This is a genomic window from Actinomadura sp. HBU206391 (assembly GCF_014323665.1).
Classification (GTDB): domain Bacteria; phylum Actinomycetota; class Actinomycetes; order Streptosporangiales; family Streptosporangiaceae; genus Actinomadura_C.
Map to the genome: position 1 here is coordinate 1 of NZ_JABVEB010000499.1, position 2012 is coordinate 2012.

Genomic DNA, 2012 nt, shown 5'->3' on the forward strand with positions numbered 1-2012 from the left:
CGGGGCTTCTCCCGCATCTCGAACGTCTCGATGACATCGCCGAGCTTGAGGTCGTTGTAGCCGACGCCGATACCGCACTCGAAGCCCTCGCGGACCTCGGTGGCGTCGTCCTTGAACCGCCGCAGCGAAGACACCGTGAGGTTGTCGGCCACGACGATCCCGTCCCGGACCAGCCGCGCCTTGCTGTTGCGGTTGATCGTGCCGGACAGGACCATCGAACCGGCGACGGTACCGATCCGCGGCACCTTGAAGAGCTCGCGGACCTCCGCCGTGCCGAGCTGGACCTCCTCGTACTCCGGCTTGAGCATGCCCTTGAGGGCCGCCTCGACCTCATCGATCGCCTGGTAGATGACCGAGTAGTACCGGATGTCGACGCCCTCGCGGTCCGCCAGCTCCGACGCGTTGCGCTCAGGCCGCACGTTGAAGCCGATGATGACCGTGCCCACTGAGGTCAGCGCGAGGTTGACGTCGTCCTGGGTGATCGCGCCGACACCTCGGCGGATGACCCGCAGGTTGACCTCGTCCCCAACGTCGATCTTGAGCAGCGAGTCCTCGAGGGCCTCGACCGAACCGGACACGTCGCCCTTGAGGATGAGCAGCAGTTCCTGAACCTCGCCCTTCTCCAGGTCCTTGAACAGCTCCTCGAGGGTCTGCTTGGGCCGGCTCTTGAGCAGTTCGGCGTTGCGCTTGCGCGCCGCGCGGCGGTCGGCGATCTGGCGGGCCACCCGGTCGTCGTCGACGACCAGGAGGTTGTCGCCCGCACCGGGCACCGCGGTCAGCCCGAGCACCAGCACCGGACGAGAGGGCAGCGCCTCTTCGACGTTGTTGCCGTTGTCGTCGAGCATGGCCCGCACGCGGCCGAAGGCCCCACCACAGACGATGGAGTCACCGACCCGCAGCGTGCCGCGCTGCACCAGCACGGTCGCCACCGAACCGCGGCCGCGGTCCAGGTGCGCCTCGATCGCGACGCCCTGGGCGTCCTGATCGGGGTTGGCCCGCAGGTCCAGCTCGGCGTCGGCGGTCAAGATGATCGCCTCGAGCAGCCCGTCGAGATTCAGCCCCTGCTTCGCGGACACGTCGACGAACAGGGTCTGGCCGCCGAACTCCTCCGCGACCAGGCCGTACTCGGTGAGCTGGGCCCGCACTCGCTGCGGGTCCGCACCCTCCTTGTCGACCTTGTTGACCGCGACCACGATCGGCACTCCGGCCGCCGTGGCATGGTCGATCGCCTCGGTGGTCTGCGGCTTCACGCCATCGTCGGCGGCGACCACCAGCACGACCAGGTCGGTCGTCTCGGCACCACGGGCTCGCATGGCGGTGAACGCCTCGTGACCCGGGGTGTCGATAAAGGTGATCTTGCGTTCCTGGTCGTCGACCTCGGTCGAGACCTGGTAGGCGCCGATGTGCTGGGTGATGCCGCCGGCCTCGCCGGCCACCACGTTGGCGTTGCGGATGGCGTCGAGCAGCTTGGTCTTTCCATGGTCGACGTGACCCATGACCGTGACCACCGGCGGACGCGACTGGAGGCGGGACTCGCCGCCCTCGTCCTCGCCGTACTCAAGGTCGAAGGACTCGAGCAGCTCGCGGTCCTCGTCCTCGGGGCTGACGACCTGGACGTTGAAGTCCAGCTCCTCCCCGAGCAGCTGCAGGGTCTCCTCGTTGACCGACTGGGTCGCGGTGACCATCTCACCGAGGTGCAGCATGATCTGCACGAGCGACGCCGGGTTGGCGCCGATCTTCTCGGCGAAGTCGGTCAGCGAGGCGCCCTGAGGCAGCCTGATGACCTTGCCGTGTCCGCGCGGCGCCTGGACGCCGCCGATGGCGGGCGCCTGCATGTTGTCGAACTCTTGACGCCGCTGCTTCTTCGACTTGCGGCCACGCGTGGGACGCCCGCCGGGACGGCCGAACGCACCCTGGGTGCCGCCGCGACCGCGGCCGCCACCACCGGGACGCGGGCCGAAGCCACCACCGGGACGGCCACCGCCGCCACCGCCGCCACCGGCACCGGTGCG

At 69.1% G+C, this 2012-nt stretch carries 1 protein-coding gene; it reads right to left on the bottom strand.

The window, feature by feature from the left end; all coding sequences use genetic code 11:
* On the bottom strand, positions 1-2012 hold a 2012-nt coding region (gene infB, locus HKK72_RS38805), incomplete at both ends, for a translation initiation factor IF-2 (RefSeq protein WP_187239362.1).